This window comes from Sporomusa sp. (assembly GCF_035561255.1).
In the GTDB taxonomy this organism is placed as follows: Bacteria; Bacillota; Negativicutes; order Sporomusales; family Sporomusaceae; genus Sporomusa.
In genome coordinates this window covers 20,396-41,821 of sequence record NZ_DATMXX010000149.1, presented here as the reverse complement: position 1 = coordinate 41,821, position 21,426 = coordinate 20,396, and the positions used below count along the sequence as shown (strand labels likewise).

General features: G+C 52.1%; 18 protein-coding genes. All 18 read left to right on the top strand.

Features of this window, described 5'->3' with window-relative positions; all coding sequences use genetic code 11:
- Positions 1-104: 104 nt before the first annotated feature.
- The 18 genes from VN379_RS08650 (at position 105) to glpB (ending at position 21,421) form a co-directional block, all read left to right on the top strand.
- Positions 105-1,841, top strand: coding sequence for a methyl-accepting chemotaxis protein (locus VN379_RS08650; RefSeq protein ID WP_325532842.1), 1,737 nt, complete (start codon positions 105-107; stop codon positions 1,839-1,841).
- Between the two features lie 171 nt (positions 1,842-2,012).
- Complete coding sequence (gene rapZ / locus VN379_RS08645; protein ID WP_325532844.1) at positions 2,013-2,888, top strand: RNase adapter RapZ; 876 nt, start codon at positions 2,013-2,015, stop codon at positions 2,886-2,888.
- 46 nt (positions 2,889-2,934) lie between these two features.
- Positions 2,935-4,290 (top strand): YvcK family protein, encoded by a 1,356-nt coding sequence (locus VN379_RS08640; RefSeq protein ID WP_325532840.1) that lies wholly within the window; start codon positions 2,935-2,937, stop codon positions 4,288-4,290.
- Between the two features lie 17 nt (positions 4,291-4,307).
- A complete protein-coding gene (whiA, locus tag VN379_RS08635; RefSeq protein ID WP_325532838.1) occupies positions 4,308-5,273 on the top strand; it encodes a DNA-binding protein WhiA in 966 nt (321 codons plus the stop codon).
- Positions 5,266-6,036 carry a polysaccharide deacetylase family protein gene (locus VN379_RS08630; protein ID WP_325532836.1) on the top strand — a complete coding sequence of 257 codons (771 nt, stop codon included), beginning with the start codon at positions 5,266-5,268 and terminating at the stop codon, positions 6,034-6,036. Before whiA ends, VN379_RS08630 begins: the two co-directional genes overlap by 8 nt.
- Positions 6,037-6,117: 81 nt before the next feature.
- Positions 6,118-7,203, top strand: a complete 1,086-nt coding sequence (locus VN379_RS08625) for a copper amine oxidase (RefSeq protein WP_325532834.1) — start codon at positions 6,118-6,120, stop codon at positions 7,201-7,203.
- A 148-nt stretch (positions 7,204-7,351) separates the two neighbouring features.
- A complete protein-coding gene (gene scfA, locus VN379_RS08620; protein ID WP_075757400.1) occupies positions 7,352-7,492 on the top strand; it encodes a six-cysteine ranthipeptide SCIFF in 141 nt (46 codons plus the stop codon).
- 90 nt (positions 7,493-7,582) lie between these two features.
- Positions 7,583-8,947 (top strand): thioether cross-link-forming SCIFF peptide maturase, encoded by a 1,365-nt coding sequence (scfB, locus tag VN379_RS08615; protein ID WP_325532832.1) that lies wholly within the window; start codon positions 7,583-7,585, stop codon positions 8,945-8,947.
- A gap of 24 nt (positions 8,948-8,971) precedes the next feature.
- Complete coding sequence (hypF, locus tag VN379_RS08610) at positions 8,972-11,239, top strand: carbamoyltransferase HypF (RefSeq protein WP_325532830.1); 2,268 nt, start codon at positions 8,972-8,974, stop codon at positions 11,237-11,239.
- A 2-nt stretch (positions 11,240-11,241) separates the two neighbouring features.
- Positions 11,242-11,469 (top strand): HypC/HybG/HupF family hydrogenase formation chaperone, encoded by a 228-nt coding sequence (locus VN379_RS08605; protein WP_325532828.1) that lies wholly within the window; start codon positions 11,242-11,244, stop codon positions 11,467-11,469.
- Positions 11,453-12,550 (top strand): hydrogenase formation protein HypD, encoded by a 1,098-nt coding sequence (gene hypD, locus VN379_RS08600; RefSeq protein WP_325532826.1) that lies wholly within the window; start codon positions 11,453-11,455, stop codon positions 12,548-12,550. The genes VN379_RS08605 and hypD overlap by 17 nt, the downstream gene beginning before the upstream one ends.
- Positions 12,543-13,559, top strand: coding sequence for a hydrogenase expression/formation protein HypE (hypE, locus tag VN379_RS08595; protein WP_325532824.1), 1,017 nt, complete (start codon positions 12,543-12,545; stop codon positions 13,557-13,559). The genes hypD and hypE overlap by 8 nt, the downstream gene beginning before the upstream one ends.
- A gap of 84 nt (positions 13,560-13,643) precedes the next feature.
- Positions 13,644-15,065 (top strand): RNA polymerase factor sigma-54, encoded by a 1,422-nt coding sequence (gene rpoN / locus VN379_RS08590; protein WP_325532822.1) that lies wholly within the window; start codon positions 13,644-13,646, stop codon positions 15,063-15,065.
- A 165-nt stretch (positions 15,066-15,230) separates the two neighbouring features.
- Entirely contained in the window at positions 15,231-15,797 is a 567-nt protein-coding gene (locus tag VN379_RS08585) for a glycerol-3-phosphate responsive antiterminator (RefSeq protein WP_325532820.1), read from the top strand.
- Between the two features lie 201 nt (positions 15,798-15,998).
- Positions 15,999-16,811 carry an MIP/aquaporin family protein gene (locus tag VN379_RS08580; RefSeq protein WP_325532818.1) on the top strand — a complete coding sequence of 271 codons (813 nt, stop codon included), beginning with the start codon at positions 15,999-16,001 and terminating at the stop codon, positions 16,809-16,811.
- 91 nt (positions 16,812-16,902) lie between these two features.
- A complete protein-coding gene (glpK, locus tag VN379_RS08575) occupies positions 16,903-18,399 on the top strand; it encodes a glycerol kinase GlpK (RefSeq protein WP_325532816.1) in 1,497 nt (498 codons plus the stop codon).
- A gap of 180 nt (positions 18,400-18,579) precedes the next feature.
- Complete coding sequence (gene glpA, locus VN379_RS08570; protein ID WP_325532814.1) at positions 18,580-20,190, top strand: anaerobic glycerol-3-phosphate dehydrogenase subunit GlpA; 1,611 nt, start codon at positions 18,580-18,582, stop codon at positions 20,188-20,190.
- On the top strand, positions 20,177-21,421 hold the full coding sequence (gene glpB / locus VN379_RS08565) for an anaerobic glycerol-3-phosphate dehydrogenase subunit GlpB (RefSeq protein ID WP_325532812.1): 1,245 nt from the start codon (positions 20,177-20,179) through the stop codon (positions 21,419-21,421). Before glpA ends, glpB begins: the two co-directional genes overlap by 14 nt.
- Positions 21,422-21,426: the final 5 nt, after the last annotated feature.

Sequence of the window (21,426 nt, the reverse complement as noted above, 5' to 3'; positions counted from 1 at the left end):
ATACATATATATGCTTTAGCAAAGACGCTTTTGTACAGTGACAGCAATGCTGACTTAGAAGCGTTTTTTTTATATATGGATATTTCAGGCTGGGGGAGATGCACATGGTACTTAGAAAATTGCGAATAGGTGCTAAAATCAGTCTAGGGTTTGCTATCATGCTCGGCTTGATTATTATGTTGGGGGGCATAACTTATGTGTCCCTGAATTCATTCAGCAAGACCCTGGCTTCCATTGATGCTGCCAATAAAAGATTGCAGCTGGCGATGCAAATTGAAGGAAGTTTTGTTACCGGAGTAGCGGCTGCCCGCGGGTTTATCGCTTACGGGGACGAGAAGTTTGCCAAGCTGCAGGATCAGGCCATGAGCAACACCGTAGTGCTGGAGCATCAGCTTGTCGATGTTGTGGACGACAACTCCCGGCAGGATGTACAGAAGCTTATCCAGTTGACAAGCAAACATGCGGATGGTATTGTCAATGATTTGGCACCGGTTGTTCGCTCCTATCATAAACAGCTGGCTGCGGGAAATGCTGTAGAGGCGCAGCAGCTAAAGTCTGAGGCCTATGCCATTAATGCCCGGATTACTCCCTATTCTGAACAGATTGCCGATATTTTAACAAAAGTGGTTAAAGATAATAAAGAAATTGTCGATGAACATGCCAATAGTGCTTACATAAGTATGGATAGAATCCTGGGCATCACTGCCCTGGTCGCGCTGGTTGCCATCGTTGTTGGTGGTGTGCTCAGCGTACTGCTCACCCGGATGGTGTGCCGGCCGATTGAAAGTATGCTTACAGTTGCCAATAGTTTAGCCGACGGGGATTTAAGTACTCCGGTCAGACAGGTAGCTGATGGTGATGAATTGAGCAAGCTGGCGGCGGCGCTCAACACCATGCAGCACCGTTTTAAAACAACTATCAGGGAGATCCTGGGTTCTGCCGGTCAGGTGGCTGCCGCGTCAGATACCCTGGCGGCTGTTGTGGAGAACTCGGCCCGTGCCGCCAGTCAGGTGGATGAATCAATTGCCCATGTGGCCTCTGATGCCGAGACTCAATTAGCAGCAGCTAATGATGCGCTGGCTGTTGCCGGCCAGATGGCAGCAGGCATTCAGCAGATTGCTGCCAATGCCGGCGCCGTAGTGGCGGCATCGCAGGATACTGCTGCAGCCGCTCAGTCAGGCAGCCAGACCGTGGGTAAGGCCGTAACCCAAATGGAAAACATTGAATCAACAGTGAACAGCTTAGCTGATGTGGTAGGCAAACTGAGTGGCTATTCGCACCAGATTGGTGAAATCGTTAACGCTATATCCGGGATTGCCAGTCAGACTAATCTATTAGCCCTGAATGCTGCGATTGAGGCGGCCCGGGCCGGCGAGCAGGGGCGGGGTTTTGCTGTTGTTGCCGAGGAAGTGCGCAGGCTTTCTGAACAAGCCAGCCTGTCAGCAAAACAGATTGCCGGATTGATTGGTGAGATCCAGGCTGAGACCGGTTTAGCGGTTAAGGCGATGGAATCAGGAACACGCGAGGTCCGGCTGGGGGCTGAGGTCGTTAGTACGGCCGGTGGCGTATTTACTGAGATTGCCACCCATATCGATTCGATGTCGGCAGAGATACGGGAAATATCAGCCGCTATCTCGGAGATGGCTGGTGGCAGCCAGCGAATCGTCACTGCCGTCGAGTCTTTTTCGGCCAGCAGTAAAGATATTGCCAGCCAGACCCAGACGGTAGCCTCAGCCAGCCAGGAGCAGTCCGCCTCCATGCAGGAAATCGCGGCATCAGGTCAGGGGCTCCAACAGATGTCACAGGAGTTGCACGCATCTGTAAGTAAGTTCAAGTTATAATAATTGGCATTTACAGTTCCCCGTGATGAATGCGGGAACTGTTTTTGCTTTTTTTCCTATACTATCCTATAATTAAATATAGGCATTTTTAGCATTTTGTCCTAAACAGCAGGGTTTTACAGCCTGTTAGCGAAGATAAGGGGAGGAAAAGTTGAGGTGTTCACGATGACGATAGATAACTTCCGTCTGGTAATCATCACTGGCATGTCGGGGGCCGGCAAGTCTCAGGTGGTACGGGCCATGGAGGATTTGGGCTACTTTTGTGTTGATAACCTGCCGCCGATGTTGATCCCCAAGTTTGCTGAGCTATGCGCTCAATCAGGGGGGAAGGTTTCAAAGATTGCCCTTGTGGTTGATATCCGTGGCGGGGAGTTTTTCGACACGCTGGCCCAGGTGCTTGAAGGCATGGAAAAACAGGGCCACCTCTATGAGATTTTGTTTCTGGAAGCCTCTGACGCGACTATTATCCGTCGTTATAAGGAGACACGCCGGCGTCATCCCATGGCACCGCATGGCCGTATCAGCGAGGGAATCAGCCGGGAACGTGATCGTCTGGAGCAAATCAGGGGGCGGGCTACTCATATCATTGATACCTCCGGCCTGGCAACACCTGAGCTTAAAGGTAAAATAACGGCATTATTTGCTGAAGAACGCGAGCTTGAGCGCATGACAGTGACTGTCGTGTCTTTTGGGTTTAAATATGGCATGCCGCTTGACGCTGACATGGTGATGGATGTCCGCTTTCTCCCCAATCCATTTTATGTGGAGTCGCTCCGGCGTAAGAGCGGCCAGGAAGCTGTGGTGGGCGAGTATATCTGGAAATGGCCTGTGACCCAGCAGTTTATGGAAAAGCTGTCCGGTCTGATTGATTTTCTTGTTCCCCATTATGTTAAAGAAGGAAAAAGTCAGCTCATCATTGCCATCGGCTGTACCGGCGGTCTTCACCGCTCAGTATTTATTGCGGAGAAGATGTTTGAATATCTGAAGGCAAAAGGCTTTAAAGTCAATGTCGAACACAGGGATATTAAACACAACGTCATTGAATGATAGGGGCTTAGGTGTACCAAATGATTGAATTGATGCAGGTGATTACATGCACTTTTTGAAATGGTTATATCCGGGTATGAAGTTCAAGCGATGGCTGCTGCTGTTTTCGGCAGGTGTAATTTTAGTCAGCTTAGGCTTGGCTATTGTTTTTAACTATAAATACATCGGTGTAGTGGAAGAAGCTATATTCCGGCTGTTTTATCTAACGACAGGCAACTATTATTATGCCGTCACTACTGTCGCCGGAATTACCATTGTTGTCCTGGGGATCGGTATTATGCTGGCGGCCACGCAACAAATCATAAAATCGGTCATCAGTGTGCTGGTACCGGAAGGCTCAGACAAACTTGTTGAAATTATTTTTGAAAAACGTAAGCTTAATCGTGGGCCGGCCATCGCTGTCATCGGCGGCGGCACCGGCTTGTCGGTACTGCTAAGAGGGATCAAGAGCATCACCAGCAATATTACTGCCATCGTAACCGTCGGGGACGACGGTGGGTCATCCGGGCGATTGCGCAAAGATTTTGGCATAATCCCGCCTGGCGATTTGCGCAATTGTTTGGTGGCGCTGGCCGATACCGAGCCACTGATGGAGAAGTTGTTCCAGCACCGCTTTGGCGGCAGTGGCGAGTTGGCCGGGCACAGTTTTGGCAACCTGTTTATTGCGGCCATGACCGAGATTGTTGGTGATGTTGAACTGGCGCTCAAAGAATCCAGCAAGGTATTGGCCGTGCGGGGGCAGGTGCTGCCCTCCTCCACTGAGCCGATACTGCTGGTAGCTGAAATGACAGACGGCACCCTGGTGCATGGCGAGTCACAGATTCCGCTGTCAGGTAAGAAAATAAAAAAGGTATCGATCAGCCCTGAGAATGTAATGCCTGTTAAGGGCGCCATTGAAGCCATCCGTGAGGCTGATGCCTGTATCCTGGGTCCTGGCAGTTTGTATACCAGTGTAATCCCTAACCTATTGGTAAACGGTGTTGGCGATATGCTGCGCGAGAGTGACGCTGTTAAGATTTATATCTGCAATGTAATGACCCAGCCGGGTGAAACCGACGGTTACAGTGCCTCTGATCACATTAAGGCCATTATCGACCATGCCGGACCAGGCTGTATTGATATGGTTGTTGTCAATGTGCAGGAAGTAGCGCCCGAACTCCGGGAGTTCTATGCTCAGCGGGGTGCCCACCCGGTTGTGCCTGATATTGATATCATCGAAGCGCTGGGGGTCAAGGTCGTTAAGGCCAACCTTATCAGCGAAACTAACCTGGTTCGTCATGATCCGGCGCGGTTGTCGCGAACAATTATGTCAATGGTATATGACCTTAAGATCAATTCTGATCGCATGCGGCTGTTAGACTACTATATTATGGCCGAAAGCATCAAAAAATTAAAAGACTAACCAAAGGACTGAAGGCCTTGTCGTTTTCTGCTGAAGTAAAAAATGAAATTGCTCGTATTATCGGCGAGCAAAGCTGCTGCTTAGCCGCTGAACTGGCGGCTTTAATCCGGATGGGTGGCGCTATGTCGATTGGCGGCAATGCCAATCTGGGAATTAATTTCAGCAGTGAAAATGCTGCTGTTACCCGGAAGGTACTTAGCCTCATCAAACGCTACTCGAATGTAAAAACCGAAGTGGTGGTCACCCGCGGCCGGCGGCTTAAAAAAAGTAATACATATCATGTGCGGGTTGTACCCTCGCCGGGTGTTAACGAACTGCTGGCCGCACTGGGCATTATGCGTGGAGATGCTCTTAATGTCCAGTCAGACAGTGGCATTCTCCGGAAAGTGTGCTGTCGCCGGGCGTATCTGCGTGGCGCGTTTTTAGGCGGCGGTTCAGTCAACCGTCCCGAGGGCTCTTATCACCTGGAATTAGTCACAGGCAATGTTGAACTGGCCAAGTCGCTGGTTAGAATCATGAAATCGCTCAGCCTGCCAGGCCGGATGACTGACCGGAAGGACGATTACATTGTATACCTGAAAGACGGTAATGCTATTACCGCTTTTCTTCAGATTATCGGTGCTCATAATGCGTTGCTGATGTTTGAAAATGTCCGGGTGGTCAAAGACATGCGCAACCAGGTTAACCGCCTTGTTAACTGTGAGACCGCCAACCTGCAGAAAACCGTTAATGCCGCCGTGCGGCAGGTCGACAGTATCAGGCTGATTGCCCAGCATCTGGGGCTCGACAAGCTGCCGCCGCCACTGCGGGAGGTAGCCGAGGCGCGGTTGGCGTACCAGGAAGCGACCTTGTCAGAACTGGTAGAGGCTTTGGAAGGGCGGGTTGGCAAATCAGGCATTAACCACCGTCTGCGTAAGCTGGGAGAGATTGCCGACTCGTTGCGGAGCCGCCTGCCACAAGCCGAGCTGGATCGTGATGACTAGACTGTTAAAAATAGCTGCCATTGTGGCGCTTGTAATTATGGTGTGGCTGATGACGCCTGGTGGCGGTGTTCCAATACTGGCTTACCATCAAGTCAGCAGCGTGCCTGAAGTATATAGTATTGACTCCGGACAATTTGAAGAACAGATGCGGTATCTGGCCATTCAGGGCTATACCGCCATCTCTTTTGCCGACTTGTTTGCCGCCAGGGCTGGTACACAGTCGCTGCCACCCAAACCGGTTATTATTACGTTTGATGATGGTTATGACGATAATTACCTGACAGCCTTGCCGGTTATGGCGAGGTATGGCCTGAAAAGTACTGTTTTTGTCATCGCCGGTCAGGTCGGTCAGCCGGGGTATTTAACATGGGATCAGATTAAAAATATGCAGTCTGCCGGGACCGAGTTCGGGTCCCATACTTTCAGCCATGTTGCCTTAAATGAGATCAGCCAGCCTCAGCTTATGGACGAGCTGACGCGTTCCAAGCAGCTGCTGGAGCAAAACCTGGCAAGGCCTGTTGACTTTTTTGCCTATCCCTATGGGCAATACAACTTAGATACGATAGCGGCCTTAAAACAGGCCGGCTATACCGGTGCCTGTACCGGCTTACCGGGTTTAGGCACAACCACAGATGATGCCTATCAGCTCAAAAGGGTTAATATACCCCGGCCTAAATACGGCCTGTGGGAGTTTCGGCTCCGGCTGGTCCGGGCACACCTCTATGCAAAACTGTCGCTGCTCCGGGACCGGGTGATTTGGTAAAATACCCCTGACGGTTGATGGACAGGCCATAGTTTGTTATAATTGCCTGGAAGGCGATTGGCCTGTTAGGAGGTATGCTATTTGTTTAATTGGTTTCGTCAGGCAGGTATTGCAGTCGCTGTCACGATTGCCGTCAGTGTTGTGTCAGATCCCCAGGTTGTCCTGGCTAATCCCGGTCTGCCGGTAAACATGGATGTTCATAATATCACCGAACTTCCGGTTACCATGAGCGAGCAGGGCGGAAAGTTAATGCTTTCAGACAGCCCGGAGATGGTTCCGGCAGATGGTATTATGTACCAGGACACAGTAATGGGTGATGTTCGCCTTTTTTTCCATCATGTCAATGCGACTAAGGAGCTAAAAAAGGTTGTTGTGCTGCTTGTTAATGAATCACGCACTGCGATTGACGTTGTTGTTAATCAGTATGGTTTGGGTGGACCCAGTCTTGACTATTTAGCCGTTGGCAAGCTTGCTCAGCTCAACTATCTGAATCAACAAGAGGTAGAGCTGATTGAAGTACCGGCTAAAGGTACGGCGCTGCTGGAACCTGTGCTTAATGAAACGGTTGTTGCCCCAGATGCGCTGGTCAACGGCATTTATGATTTCCAGACCAAACAGCCGCTGAAAGTGGTTGTTATGATGCTGCCGGTTGATACCGATCCGGCTGAGTTTATTAAGAATGCCAAGGTATTGCCAGCCGATAGCCAGCGGCTGCGGGGAACTTTCCCCGGCCGGGACCGGCTGATTGTACCAAGCCAGGTGTATAACTCATCCCGTGATGGGGTAATGGGTATAACGCTGGCCGACCATAAGCTTGACACCTTCGTGGCCGGCATTGATGCAACTGACGGCTCCCCAACCCTTAATTATGGCAATTATGGTGTTTTGTACAGGGTGTTTCTGCCGACAGCGTTTGAGCAAAAATACGCGGTCTATCTAAATCCCCGGGGTGGGGAATATGCCGGCGGGCTAAAGGTTAAATACCGGCGGCAGGAAGAAGCGGCGGTCGGAACCCCGGCAGACAAGCTGTTTTTTGGCAGCAAAACTGTCACCGATATGGCCCATCTGGGTGATTTTGCCGGTGGTCAGTCGCTGTGGCTGACATTCTCGCCACCTGGTGCTTCCAATTTGCCGGTAAAGCTTATTCTGGCTCCGGTTACGAAGTAATATTAAGGGGGACGGCTCTGCTGACATTATGTCCGTAGAACCGTCCCCCTTGACAGCGCGTTTTTCTATTGCTTCCTGCCGGTAAAACAGCTAAAATAGTATAGTAGCACTTTAACCACATATTGCGTAGGCAAGGAGGGAATTAACTATGAAAAAGCATGTTGTAACAATCAATAAAGCATCACTGGCTCAAACTGTACATACAGGCGGGTGCGGGGAATGCCAGGCTTCCTGTCAGTCGGCTTGCAAGACTTCCTGCACTGTCGGCAATCAGGTCTGCCAGAAGTAGGCCGCAGCATAGCCCCTTGCCCCGAAAGGCCAAGGGGCTATATTTTTGGAGAAGCATTTTTAAGACGTTTCCGTTAGAAAGAGGAAGATAATGCAGGTTCACAAATTTTATTTAAACGGTCTTTATATTGTCCTTGATATTAATAGTGGCGCCGTACATCTTGTCGATAATCTGGCGTATGATATATTGGATATTTATGACGGTTCAAACGCCGATGAGGCCGTTGCCGCACTACAGCATAGATATGACCGGGCCGCAATCAGTGAAGCAGTAAACGAGCTGCAGGAACTGATGAAAGCCGGGCAGCTGTTTGCGCCTGAACTGACTGTACCCTTAACCTTTAGCGATAAACCACTGGTTAAATCACTATGCCTGCATGTGGCCCATGACTGCAATCTGCGCTGTGGCTACTGCTTTGCCGGCACCGGTGATTTTGGTCATACCCGTGGCCTCATGTCCAAGGAGATTGGCGAAAAAGCGGTTGATTTTATTATTGCCAACAGTGGCCGGCGCCGTAACTGCGAACTGGACTTTTTCGGCGGTGAGCCGCTGCTCAATATGGATACTGTCCGCCATGTTGTCAGTTATGTCCGGCAACGTGAGACTGAAACAGGCAAAGTGTTTAAGCTGACCCTGACGACAAATGCCTTGCTGTTAAGCGATCAGATTATTGAGTACTTAAATGCCAATCATATCAGCCTGGTCCTCAGCCTGGACGGACGGGCCGAAACGCATGACCGCATGCGGCCGTGTATCAACGGCAGTGGCAGCTATGACAAGGTTGTTAAGCGCTGTAAGCAGGTTGCTGACTCCCGCGGCGACCAGAACTATTACCTGCGGGGCACTTTTACAGCCTACAACCCTGATTTTGCCGCCGATGTGCTGTCAATGGCCGATCTGGGTTTTAGTCAGCTGTCTGTTGAACCGGTTGTGGCTAAAGAGGCTGATTATGAATTGACCGCAGCGCATTTGCCGGAGCTCTATCGTCAATATGAGCTATTGGCTGAGGAGTATCTGGCACGCAGGCTGGCCGGCAAAGGGTTTGATTTTTTCCATTTTAACCTGGATTTGAGTAATGGCCCCTGTGTAGCCAAGCGCCTGAGTGGCTGTGGTGCCGGGCATGAGTATTTTGCCGTAACCCCTGAAGGAGATCTGTACCCGTGTCACCAGTTCGTCGGACGGGATGAATACAGGCTGGGCAACATCGATGAGGGGGTCAGCAATACCGAACTGCCGGTAAAATTCCGTCAGGCGCATGTGCTGAATAAGCCGGCCTGCCGCGAATGCTGGGCCAGGTTTTACTGCAGTGGCGGCTGCCATGCCAATGCTGATTTATTCCATAATGACCTGCTTAAGCCGTATGAGCTGGGCTGTGAATTACAGAAAAAGCGGCTGGAGTGTGCGATCATGATCCAGGCCAAACTGGCTGTTGCCTACCAGGGATCGGCTGACTGAAGCTAACACTAAGGAGTTTTACCTATGAGTTGTGCAGCAGTTCGTATTCATATAACCGGGATCGTGCAAGGGGTGGGTTTCCGCCCCTTTGTTTATAATCTGGCCGGGCGGTATGGTGTAAACGGCTGGGTTTCTAATAATGCCAGTGGTGTTGATATTGCCGCTGAGGCCAGTTCAGCCCGGCTTACTGAGTTTGTCAGCGCTTTGCAGAACCAGGCACCCCCCCTGGCAGTCATCGAGACTGTTACGGTCAGTAACCAGGCACCCCAGGGGTATGCGGGCTTTACTATTAAAGCAAGTGTCGACGGTGTGCAGAAGACGGCACTGGTTTCACCTGATGTCGCCACCTGCGCCAACTGCCGCCAGGAGCTGCTTGACCCGGGGGACCGGCGGTATCGCTATCCCTTTATCAACTGTACTGACTGTGGTCCGCGCTATACCATTATTGAGGACATACCGTATGACCGGCAGGCGACTACGATGCGTGGGTTTGTCATGTGCCCGGCTTGCCAGGCCGAATATGACAACCCGGCCAACCGGCGATTTCATGCCCAGCCCAATGCCTGCCAGGTGTGCGGCCCCTTATATCGCCTGGTGGACCGGGATGGACAGCCGGTCACGTGTGAACAGGATGTATTTGTCGCAGCAAGAAGGCTGATCGCCACCGGTGCAATCCTGGCTATCAAGGGAATTGGTGGTTATCACCTGGCAGTCAATGCCTTTGATAGTGTGGCTGTGGAGCGGCTAAGGACGCGCAAGGTACGGGAAGATAAACCGTTTGCCGTTATGGCCGGCAGTCTCGGGGTCATCACCACTCAATGCCGGGTGTCTGATGCTGATGAACAGCTGCTGGTCAGCGGGGCCCGGCCGATTGTGCTGTTGGCCAAGGCTGCAGGGTATCACCTGGCAGACCAGATCGCTCCCGGCAATCCGTACATTGGCACGATGCTGCCATACACCCCGGCCCATACCCTCTTACTTGCTGATGACGATATCTGGGTTATGACCAGTGGCAATGTGAGTGATGAACCGATCGCCTATGAGGATGGCGATGCTGCTGAGAGACTGAAGAAAATTGCCGATTATTTTCTCATCCATAACCGGGAGATTCACTGTCCTGCCGATGATTCTGTAGTCAGAACCGTGTTGGACAAGCCCTATTTCATCCGCCGCAGCCGGGGTTATGTACCGGCGCCGGTTAACCTGGGGCGGGAGCTGCCACCGGTGCTGGCCGTGGGTGGAGAGCTCAAAAATACCTTTTGCCTGACAAGGGGCAAACAGGCTTTTTTGAGTGCCCACACCGGTGATCTGGAGAATCTGTCGACCTATCAGGCCTATGTTACTGCCATCGAACATTTCAAAAAACTGCTTAATGTTGCGCCGCAGGTGATCGCCCACGATCTGCACCCTGAATATCTGTCAACAAAGTATGCGGCGACGCTGGTTTTGCCCTGTGTGGCTGTACAGCATCACCATGCCCATATTGCTGCTGTCATGGCTGAGCACCGGTTGACCGGGCCGGTCATCGGCGTGGCTTTTGACGGTACAGGCTATGGGCCGGACGGCACCCTGTGGGGTGGCGAGTTTCTGGTGGCTGACTTAACCGGCTACCGCCGGCTGGGGCAGCTGGCCTGCCTGCCATTGCCAGGTGGGGCCAAAGCAATCAGGGAGCCATGGCGGCTGGCCGGCTGGCTGTTACAAGATCTGTATGGGCAGGATTTTGTAAATCTGGATATACCGTTTGTGCATAACCTGCCGCCAGGCTGGCAGCTTGTCCTGGCAGCTGCCGGCAAGGGGCTTAATACACCGATGTCCTCAGGGGCCGGCCGGCTGTTTGACGCCGCCGCCGCGCTGCTTGGCATCAGGCAAAGTATCAATTATGAAGGTCAGGCCGCGGTAGAGCTGGAGCTTGCGGCCCAGGGCGCCACAGGACGGATACGGCCATATGCCCTTAGTGAGACCGGGGATTCATGGGTACTTGACTTTAAACCGGTGTTTGCCGACCTGTGCCAGTCGTTGCAGCAAGGCCTGCCAATACCGCAGCTTGCCGCTGATTTTCATACCACCCTGGCTGCTGCCACAAGCAAGCTGGTATTAAAGATCAGCAAAACCACCGGCCTTAAGCAGGTCGCTCTCAGTGGTGGTGTTTTCCAAAACGTTACCCTGTTAACTGAAGTTATCGGAATGCTCGCACAATATGATCTTAAAATATATCTTCACCGGCAAACGCCGCCTAATGACGGCGGTCTGGCCCTTGGCCAGGCGATCATTGCCGGGGAAAGGAGCCGGTAGTTATGTGTCTGGCTGTTCCTGCCAAAATCATGGAAAGAACAGAGTATATGGCCACTGTTGAGATTAGTGGCGTAACCCGCCAGGTCAGCATTATGCTGCTGCCTGACGCGGTGGTGGGCGATTATGTGCTGGTCCATGCCGGTTTTGCCATTCAGGCCATTGATGAAGAAGAGGCCCGGCGGACGCTGGAACTATTTAAGGAGCTTGAGCAATATGAAGCTGACAGCTGAAGAGACAGCCCGCGCTGCCCGCTTTTTCACCGACGGGATAAAATGCCTGGCCAGCCGTCCGGTGCGGCTTATGGAGGTCTGCGGCACCCATACTGTATCAATCTTCCGGGCCGGTATCCGTCAATTGCTGCCTGCTACGGTTGAACTGGTCAGCGGACCCGGCTGCCCGGTGTGCGTGACACCAAATGAGTATCTGGATATGGCAATTGCTTATAGCCGCCGTCCTGACAGCATTATCGCGACCTTTGGCGATATGCTCAGGGTACCGGGCTCACAGTCCAGTTTAATGGCGGAAAAGGCGCGAGGCGCCGATATTCGCATTGTCTACTCGCCGCTGGACAGTTTGGTGATTGCCAGGGATAACCCCGGCAAAGCAGTTATCTTCCTGGCTGTCGGTTTTGAGACAACAGCGCCTACGGCGGCAGCTACTGTTCTCCAGGCTGCCCGGCAGGGTCTTACTAACTTTTTTGTCTTGTCAGCGCATAAACTGGTGCCGCCGGCACTTAAGGCCATCTTAGCCACACCGGGAACAAAGATTGATGGTTTTTTACTGCCAGGCCATACCGCAACCATCAGCGGGCTGGAACCCTACCGCTTTGTCGCAAAGGAACACGGGGTGCCTGCAGTTGTCACCGGGTTTGAGGCCCTCGACATCCTGCAGGGGGTCTATATGCTGCTGCAACAGCTGAATAAGGGCGAAGCTGAGCTCCTGAACCAATACCGGCGGGTGGTAAAAGCCGAAGGCAATCCGGCAGCCAGGCAGATTCTGGACCAGGTGTATCAGCCTGACGATGCTGCCTGGCGGGGGTTTGGTGTGATTGCCGGTTCCGGTCTGACACTAACGCCAGAGTTCCGGCACTTTGATGCCAAAGTGGCGCTGCCGCCGGGGACAATCGAATCCCGGGAAGCCGCCGGCTGTCGTTGTGGTGAGGTATTGCGCGGCCTGATTATTCCGGCTGAATGCCCTCACTTCGGCCAGAGCTGCACACCGGAGCAGCCTGTTGGCGCATGTATGGTTTCTGTCGAAGGGGCTTGTGCCGCCTGGTACAAATACGGGCAAGGACGGTGGAGTTATGAATAACCGGGAGGAATGCGTTCTGCTCGGTCATGGCAGCGGCGGCCGCCTTAGTCATGACCTGATTAAAAACATTATTCTGCCGGCGTTCACCAATCCGGCCCTGGCCGAGCTTCACGATGGTGCCCGGCTGGAACTGGGGGGCGCCCGGCTGGCGTTTACAACCGACAGCTATGTCGTTAAACCCCGGTTTTTCCCCGGCGGTGACATTGGCAAGCTGGCAGTATGTGGTACGGTAAACGACTTAGCTATGTGCGGGGCCCGGGCCTTATATCTGAGTGCGGGGTTTATCCTTGAAGAAGGGCTGCCGCTGGCTGAGCTCAGGCAAATTGTCGAGTCCATGCGCCAGACGGCTTTGGCTGCCAGGGTAGACATTGTTACCGGTGACACCAAAGTCGTGGAGAGAGGGGCTGTTGACGGCATCTATATCAACACTGCCGGGATTGGTGTAATGCTGCCTGATGTGCATATTGCCGCCGCCCGCGTTAAACCGGGCCAGGATATCATTGTCAGCGGTTATCTTGGCGATCATGCTGTTGCCGTCATGAGTGAGCGGCATGGTTTGACGCTGCCGGCACAGATTGTCAGCGATTGCGCCCCGCTTAATAGGCTGATTGAGGCGGTGCTGACAGAAGTGCCGCAGATCGCTATGCTGCGTGATCCTACCCGGGGCGGGCTGGCGACGACGTTGAATGAGATTGCCGCAGATGCCGGTGTGGGTATGATTCTGGAAGAAAATATGCTGCCGGTGCGGCCGGAAGTGCTGGCAGTCTGTGAATTACTGGGATTTGACCCTTTGTACCTTGCCAATGAAGGAAAAACCGTTATTATTGTCGAAAAAGAGTATAGTGGAAAAGTTCTGACGATAATGCGGCAACATGAGCTTGCGGCCGCGGCCCGGATCATCGGGACGGTGACCGCTCAGCCGGCAGGGCAGGTTGCGCTCAGGACTACTGTGGGGGGACTTCGCCTGTTGGATATGTTGTCAGGCGAACAATTACCGCGAATCTGCTGACATATTTTCTAACGCTTGTCATAGTATTATGGTATAAGGGCAGGCAAAAAGCCTGTCGGATGCCACAGGGGAGGGTTAACGGGTGTGCAGTTAGACTATGGACTTAAATTAGAAACAACACAGAAACTAATTATGACTCCTCAATTACGCCAGGCAATTGCCATTCTGCAACTTCCATCTATGGAATTGGCGGCTTTAGTGGGAAAAGAACTGTTGGAAAATCCGGTGCTTGAGGCTGATGTTGGCGAAAATGAGAGTGAAAACGAGAACGGTGACGAGTTACCGGCTGTGCCTGAGCCAACTGTCGCGGAATACGACAACCAGCCTGAGGCTGACGGCTGGATTGAATATCTGCTTGGCGGCACTCAGGTGTCTGGCGGTAATCAGACCGGGACAGCGGAGACGACTCAAGCACGGGAAGTGGCTGATGCCCAGACGGTATCATTGCAGGATTACCTTGAAATGCAGCTGCATTTTGCTGTATTTGAACCGGTTCACCTTACGGTCGGCAGATATCTGATTGGCTGTATTGACGATAATGGCTATTTATGCGGTACAACAGCCGAAGCAGCAGCCCGTTTGGGGGTAGCTGAGGCCTGTGTGACCGAGGTCCTCACTATTATTCAAACCTTTGACCCGCTCGGTGTGGGGGCGCGCAACCTGCAGGAATGCCTGTTGCTGCAACTGGCGCAACAGACGCCGTGTTGCCCGGAGATTAACCTGGTTACGGCAATTATCGCTGGGCACCTTGACCAAGTGGCGGGTGGCCGCTATAAACAGATTGCAGACAAGCTGCATTGCACAGCCCATGAAGTCCAGCAGGCTGTTGATATAATCCGCACACTTGACCCTAAGCCGGGCCGGGCCTTTGGCGGCGGTCAACCAGGGTATATTACACCAGATGTTACGATTGAACGCGTGAATAACGATTATGTCATTCATATTAATGACAATCATGTGCCGCAATTGTCGATCAATCCTTATTACCGGCAGATTGTCCGGGACGCCGACAGTGATGCCCGCAAATATGTGGAAGGACGGATTAATGCCGCTGTCTGGTTGATAAAAAGTATTGAGCAGCGTCGCCGCACCTTATATAATGTGACTGAGGCCATTATTGACCTCCAGCGCGGGTTCTTTGATCATGGTCCCAGGTTCCTGCGGCCCTTGACTATGAAAAAAGTGGCCGAGCAGGTTGGGGTTCACGAATCAACAGTGAGCAGGGCCACCGCCAATAAGTATGCCTGTACCCCCCATGGGGTATTTGGCATGAATACCTTTTTTACCGCAGGCCTGCAAAGCACCGGCGGTGAGGATGTTTCGGCCAGCAGGGTAAAGCAGGAGTTAAAAGAGCTTGTTATTGCGGAAAACCAGAGTCAGCCGTTAAGTGATCAGGCGCTGAGCGACCTGCTTAATGGCAAAGGGATTATGGTTTCACGCCGGACAGTCGCTAAATACCGGGAAGAGCTGGGCATTCCCGCATCAAGCCGGCGGAAAAGACATTGATAGTGTGAATAGCTTAGATCTCTAACTGTGCTTCGGCCCTTTGGAGATCTTTTTTATATGAAGTTGTAAATATACCATAAAATGGCAATATTTAAACAAATTCCGAAAGGTATATTGAAATTGTTGGCGAATAAGAACTTGAGATTACTTTAAGGTGGTGATTGTATGGCCCAAAACAGCATTATCATGTCATTAAGTGATGGTTATATTATCCCGGCACCTCGTAACTATGAGGACTTTAAATATGCTATTTCCCATTCTTCAAGCCCGAGTGTCAGCTTATTGTTTGGTGATATTAACATCCTGCCTGAGCTGCTGGCGCAAGCCCGGGAGCACAAAAAACGGGTATTGGTGCACCTTGACTTGTTAGGCGGTGTTGGCAAAGATAAGGCAGGTATTCTCTTCCTGGCCCGTATGGGTGTGTCGGCTATTATCACCACCAAGCCGCAGCTTGGCAAAATAGCCAGAGAGTCGGGTATGCTGGTGATCCACCGGCTGTTTTTGATGGATTCGGAGGCCATTAAAACAGGGGTGAATCTGCTTAAGGGCTACAAACCGGATGCGCTTGAACTACTGCCGGCATCGGTTCCATCCAGTGTAGTTGCTGAATTGGCAGGCTTGACAGGATTGCCTATTCTGGGCGGCGGGCTTATGCATACCAAGGAAGAGGTCCAACAGGCTATTGACAGCGGGCTTAGTGCGGTAAGTGCCAGTAAACGCGAGTTGTGGTAACACTAATTCACAGGAATTGTATGTGAAAATAATAATTTTCACGCAATTTAAAAAGTTGCAGGAATTATCTCCGCCAGGCAGAATATATAATAACAAAGAAGTTCATACAGGGACAGAGATAAAGAGAAGTCCAAATTTTTCGCCGGAGCTGCATTGCTATCCTGTAGGCGTTAATTTGGGCTTTTGTTTTGTTATGAGGAGGTGGAGACAGGGCTAATAGTGTGGGGAAATAACTGGAAATTTTTATCTGAAAATTCTAAGTTATCAAAAAAGAGGAGGGTATTATTTATGACTAATTTATTTGGTGAATTTTTTGGCACGATGGTGCTCTGTCTGTTTGGCTGTGGTGTTGTCGCGAACTGCCTGTTAAGTAAATCCAAGGCTGAGGGTTCCGGCTGGCTAACCATTGTTACCGGCTGGGCCATGGCTGTCATGCTGGGGGCATTTACTGCAATCTCCGCCGGTGCCCCTCAGGCTGATCTTAACCCGGCAGTAACCTTTGCCAAAACATTCCTGGGTGTATATGAGCCAGGTCATGCTATCATGACAATGCTGGCTGAAATAGCAGGCGGCGTTGCCGGTGCAGCCATCGTTTGGTTAGCCTTCCTGCCCCACTGGGAAGTTACTGAAGATAAAGGGATTAAACTGGGCGTTTTCTGTACAGCTCCGGCAATCCGCAATACATTTGCCAACCTGCTGTGCGAAATCATTGCTACTGCCGCTTTAGTTATTATGATTTTTGCAATCTTCTCTAAACCTGTTGGCAGCCTGGCTCCTGGCTTTGGACCCTACCTTGTTGGCATGCTGGTGTGGGCGCTGGGCCTTAGCCTTGGCGGTCCTACCGGGTATGCCCTTAACCCGGCCCGTGATCTTGGTCCCCGTATTGCCCATGCTATTTTGCCTATCGCCGGTAAAGGCGGTTCAGACTGGGGTTATGCCTGGATTCCTGTTGTTGGTCCGCTGGCTGGCGCAGGTGTGGCTGTTGTGGTGGCTAAAGCTGCCGGAATACTGTAAGCGGGCTTTTACCAACAAACACCGGTCTGCAAAATGTTTTAACGCGTTGTATATTGCCTGAAGATTTTAATAAAAAGAGGGAGTTGCTGTTATGACAAAAAAGTATGTACTTGCGCTTGATCAGGGAACTACCAGTTCACGGGCCATTTTGTTCGACCAGGAATCCAGCATTGTTGCTGTCGCGCAGAAGGAATTTACGCAGATTTTCCCGAAACCAGGCTGGGTAGAGCACAATGCCGACGAGATTTGGAGCTCACAGATTAGTGTTGTGGCAGAGGTTGTGGCTAAGGCAGGTATTACTGCTGCCGATATCGCCGCTATTGGTATCACCAATCAGCGCGAAACCACTGTGGTATGGGATAAGACAACTGGTAAACCGGTGTATAACGCAATTGTCTGGCAGTCCCGGCAAACGATGGAGATTTGCAATGACCTTAAAGCCAAAGGCCTGGAAGCCACTTTTCGCCAAAAAACAGGCCTGGTAGTAGACGCTTATTTCTCCGGGACCAAAGTAAAATGGATTCTTGACAATGTGGAAGGCGCCCGCGCCAAAGCTGAACAGGGCGACCTCTTATTCGGAACCATTGATACCTGGCTGATCTGGAAACTGACTGCCGGCAAGGTGCATGTGACCGACTACTCCAACGCTTCCCGGACCTTAATGTATAACATCCGTGAACTCAAATGGGATGAAGAGCTGTTGGCGGCGCTCACCGTTCCGGCCAGCATGCTGCCGCAGGTTCGCCCCTCCAGCGAGGTGTATGGCAATACTGATCCCAGTGTATTCTTAGGTGCTGCTGTGCCGATTGCCGGCGCTGCCGGTGACCAGCAGGCTGCTCTCTTCGGCCAGACCTGTTTCAAACCCGGTATGGCGAAAAACACCTATGGTACCGGTTGCTTTATGCTGATGAATACCGGTGACAAGGTGTTTGAATCCAAAAACGGTTTGTTAACAACAATCGCCTGGGGTCTTGACGGTAAAGTCGAATACGCCCTGGAAGGCAGTATCTTTGTGGCCGGTTCAGCGGTTCAATGGCTGCGTGACGGTCTCAAACTGATTGATGCCGCTCCTGACTCTGAATACTTTGCCAAAAAGGTCAGTGATGCTGAAGGCGTATATGTGGTGCCGGCCTTTGTTGGTCTCGGCGCTCCTTATTGGAACATGACAGCCCGCGGCGCGATCCTTGGTCTGACCCGCGGGACTACCAAGGCGCATGTTGTTCGTGCTACCTTAGACTCCATGGCTTACCAGACCAAAGATGTTTTGAGTGCTATGGAAGCCGATTCAGAGATTAAACTGCAGGCCCTCAAGGTTGATGGCGGGGCTGTAGTAAATAATATCCTGATGCAGTTCCAGGCTGATATCCTTGGCGTTCCGGTTGACCGTCCGCAGGTTACCGAGACGACTGCCCTTGGCGCAGCTTACCTTGCCGGCCTGGCGGTTGGTGTCTGGAATAACAAAGAGGATCTTGTGCAGAACTGGAAGCTTGACACCCGTTTCGAGCCTCAGATGGCTGATGAGCAAAGTGCCAAACTGTATAAAGGCTGGCAAAAAGCAGTCAAGCGCTCGATGGATTGGGAAGAGTAAACCACTGCTGTTAACGACTTAACAATATTGATAACCCGGACTTAGAGATAAAGAGAAGTCCTTCTTGCGCCAGTAATCGGCCCAGGGGGACTTCTCTATCCTTTTTTAACCTAAATTATGGAGGGCTGCCGGAATGGCCGGATACGGATTCCAGCCAGTCCTCCCAAAGGAGTATAAGCTATGCAAGCTACTGTAGTAGTCATTGGCGGCGGGGCAACCGGGGTTGGTATACTCCGGGATCTGTCCATGCGCGGCATAAAAACAATTTTAGTTGAACAAAAAGACTTAGCTTATGGCACAAGCTCGCGCTTTCACGGTCTATTGCACAGTGGTGGCCGGTATGCGGTAAAAGATGCGGAATCGGCCCAGGAATGTATTGAAGAGAACTATATTTTACGTAAAATTGCCCGGCATGCTGTTGAAGAAACCGAAGGCTTTTTTGTCAGGCTGCCGGAGGATGATGCCCAGTTTGAAGACGCGTGGCTGGCAGCCTGTGCTAAAGTAGGTATTCCTGCCATTCCGATAACACCGGCTGAAGCAAAACACCTGGAGCCACAACTTACCGGCAGGGTAGTTTCCGCCTATCGTGTGCCTGATTCAGCCGTTGATGGCTTTAGGCTGGTATGGCAGAATGTTATTTCTGCCCGGAAATACGGCGGTCAGGCGTTGACATATACGGAAGTAACATCCATTGAACATGTAAATAATCAGGTAGTAGGGGTCAGGGTTAGAAACACGCTAACCGGTGAGACCAGCTCGATTGCCTGCGATTATATTGTAAATGCCGCAGGCTCCTGGGTGGGGCAGGTGGCCGGATTAGCCGGAATTGAAGTTAATGTTCAGCCAGACCGGGGGGTACTCATTGCCTTTAATCATCGCTTTACCAGCCGGGTAGTCAACAGGCTGCGGCCACCGTCAGATGGCGATATCTTTGTACCACACGGGTCAATCACGATTCTGGGTACTACCTCATCGGCCGCAGACCGGCCTGACGATACGATTCCGCGGGCAGCCGAGGTAGCTGAACTGCTGCGGCTGGGTCAGCCCTTATTTGAAGATATCTATAACTACCGTATTCTCCGGACCTTTGCCGGCACGCGGCCGCTGTATAGCGCTGACCCCAGCGCAGCAGGACGGGCGGCATCCCGCAACTTTACGATCATTGATCATTCCCGGGACGGGCTCAACGGGTTGGCGACAATTGTTGGCGGCAAGCTGACAACCTATCGTCTCATGGCTGAGAAGATGGCAGATAAAGTCTGTGCACAACTGGGGGTTACCGCCCGGTGCCGTACTGCCGAAGAGGCGATGCTTGATGAAACGCCGGCAGCTGATCTTGAGCAGGCTAAACGTTACTTCCCCGCGTATAGCCTCAACCGGGCTGTAGCGCGGCTAGGTCCTAAACTAGCTGAGGTTGTTAAAGTGATGGAAACCAGTCCGGCGAAACGCCAATTGCTGTGCGAATGCGAGATGGTTACCCTGGCTGAGGTTGAGGTTATGGCTGCAGACCCCACCAGTTATAGCCTGGAGGATGTGCGGCGTAAGACACGTATGGGGATGGGGACCTGCCAGGGGGCGTTCTGTGGCTTTCGTGGTGTAGGTGTTGCAGCAAAAAATGATTTGATCACAGGTAAGGCGGCGCCACAACTGCTTGAGGATTTTCTGGAAGCGCGCTGGAATGGCATTCGCCCGGTGTTGTGGGGCCATCAGCTGCGAGAGGCTGAACTGATGCGCGGCATCTATGCAGCCGCATTAAATATAGATGGAGCGGTTAAACATGAGAACAAGTGATGTAATTGTTATTGGCGGCGGTTTGGCTGGTTTGATGGCAGCAATTGCTGCTGCCGGACAGGGTAAGCAGGTTACGCTGATGACCGCAGGTGCCGGTACGCTGGCCATTGGCGGCGGTACAATAGATATCCTGGGCTATCTTGAGGATAATACCCTGGTCGAGAACCCCCGCGCCGGTCTTGCCTGTTTGCCGGCAGACCACCCCTATAGCAAAGTGGGCAGTCAGGCGGTGGAGGATGCGGTGCAGTTCTTCCTGAATCTTTGCCGGCAGGAAGGCTTTGCTTATACCGGCAGTCTGGATAGCAATCAGTGGCTGCCTACCGCTGTGGGAACCCTGAAACCCAGCTGTTTGGTTCCCTTAGCTATGGATACGGCTCCGCTCAAGGCAGCAGGTCATGTGGTGGTAGTGGGGTTTGCCAGGCTGAAAGACTACTTTCCGGAACTAATCAGTGCCGGGTTAAGCAAAATACCAGGGTATCAAAAAGACTATGAACAGGTGGTTATTGACCCCGGCTTTGTAGGAGGACGGGATGTAACTACCCTTGATATTACCAGATGGCTGGACACACCGGCCGGCCAGCAGGCGTGTTATGAACAACTGGGTAAGTTTATCAGACCAGGCAGTGTTGTTGTCATTCCGCCTGTTCTGGGCTCCCGGCCTGATTATGATGTCAGGAATAAGCTGGAGCACGCGTTAGCCTGCAAGTTTGTCGAAACAGTCATTATGCCGACGGCAATTACCGGGCTCAGGCTGCGGGCCATGCTCTTAAACCACGCCCGGAAACTTGGGGTTAGGATTATGGAACAGGCGCATGCTGCCTGGGCAGTGCAGGACGGCACCCGGGTTACCGCTATTGTTACCAGCAATGTTGACCGGGAGCGGGCCTATCACACCCAGGCGGTAGTTTTAGCGACAGGCGGATTCTTTGGCGGCGGGATCACCGCCGATCCTGACAAGGTGCAGGAAGCGGTTTTACAACTGCCGGTAGCAGCCCCGCCTGACCGGGAAGGCTGGGGAACCTTGAAGCTGTTTAGTGGTGCAGCCCAGCCCTTTGCCAAGATTGGCCTCAGGGTGGATGCCAGCTTGCGGCCGGTTGACGCACAAGGCCGGGTATTGCTCAACAACGTATATATCGCCGGCCGTAATCTGGCTGGTTACGATTATTGCCTGGAGAAGTCAGGAAATGGGGTAGCGCTGGTGACCGGCTACACAGCCGGCTTACGCTGTTAATTTGT

Coding starts and splice junctions, on each gene's coding strand:
- VN379_RS08650 (WP_325532842.1), top strand. CDS start 105: ATGGTACTTAGAAAATTGCGAATAGGTGCTAAAATCAGTCTAGGGTTT.
- VN379_RS08640 (WP_325532840.1), top strand. CDS start 2,935: ATGCACTTTTTGAAATGGTTATATCCGGGTATGAAGTTCAAGCGATGG.
- VN379_RS08630 (WP_325532836.1), top strand. CDS start 5,266: ATGACTAGACTGTTAAAAATAGCTGCCATTGTGGCGCTTGTAATTATG.
- scfA (WP_075757400.1), top strand. CDS start 7,352: ATGAAAAAGCATGTTGTAACAATCAATAAAGCATCACTGGCTCAAACT.
- scfB (WP_325532832.1), top strand. CDS start 7,583: ATGCAGGTTCACAAATTTTATTTAAACGGTCTTTATATTGTCCTTGAT.
- hypF (WP_325532830.1), top strand. CDS start 8,972: ATGAGTTGTGCAGCAGTTCGTATTCATATAACCGGGATCGTGCAAGGG.
- VN379_RS08605 (WP_325532828.1), top strand. CDS start 11,242: ATGTGTCTGGCTGTTCCTGCCAAAATCATGGAAAGAACAGAGTATATG.
- hypD (WP_325532826.1), top strand. CDS start 11,453: ATGAAGCTGACAGCTGAAGAGACAGCCCGCGCTGCCCGCTTTTTCACC.
- hypE (WP_325532824.1), top strand. CDS start 12,543: ATGAATAACCGGGAGGAATGCGTTCTGCTCGGTCATGGCAGCGGCGGC.
- VN379_RS08585 (WP_325532820.1), top strand. CDS start 15,231: ATGGCCCAAAACAGCATTATCATGTCATTAAGTGATGGTTATATTATC.
- glpK (WP_325532816.1), top strand. CDS start 16,903: ATGACAAAAAAGTATGTACTTGCGCTTGATCAGGGAACTACCAGTTCA.
- glpA (WP_325532814.1), top strand. CDS start 18,580: ATGCAAGCTACTGTAGTAGTCATTGGCGGCGGGGCAACCGGGGTTGGT.
- glpB (WP_325532812.1), top strand. CDS start 20,177: ATGAGAACAAGTGATGTAATTGTTATTGGCGGCGGTTTGGCTGGTTTG.